1 protein-coding gene is annotated in these 673 nt (G+C 43.2%); it reads right to left on the minus strand.

Annotated elements, in window-relative coordinates:
- The coding region (locus R7Q09_RS26000; protein ID WP_318143928.1) for a type VI secretion system baseplate subunit TssF at window positions 1–673 on the minus strand (673 nt) is incomplete at both ends.

Consider the following 673-nt stretch of genomic DNA (forward strand, 5'->3'; position numbering starts at 1 on the left):
TCTGCTCTTTTGGCAGTATCTGATCGGATACTGTTAGAACCAGCTTTACTCCATGTGCAAAACCAACTTTTCCTTTCTGACTAACCCTACCGGTTGTATGTTCAAACTCTAGCTTGACTAGAGCATCTATAACGGCTTTTGTTTCGGCAGTGCCTGCAAATGCATACAAGTTCAATGTTTGTTTTAACGTTGCTAAGCCGTCAGCTTCAGTAAAATGGTTCAGTGTTAATAGCTTGGTAAGCTGCCATCGTGTGCTTTCGTCCATCTCTGGTCTAAGCGGTTCGGAGAGAGACGTTAAGCACCTGATTGATTTAAAATTATCATCAACATTGGGTAACTGAACCTTTGGTAGCCCGCCACCAAATGGAATTTTTTGTGGCAAATTACGATTGCAACACTCAGCTTCCACATACATCAGCCAATTATCTCTGCTTTCAGGGCTGAACAACTGGTATTGCTTATCAACAAAAGAAACATAAGTCTCTCGACCAGGCTCATCGTAGCCACCGGCCCAGTTTTTATCCTCTCGTCTCATTAACCAATACACTTCACTCGCGCTCATGTAGTGCGTGTGTTCTCCTGAATGGTAGCAGGGTAAGTGCTCGTAAGTTTTGTTCCAGTTTCTCAAGGTCACATCAGAAATCGAGACAACTTCATTACTCTCTGCATCTTG

This window comes from Vibrio sp. 2130-1 (genome assembly GCF_033339515.1).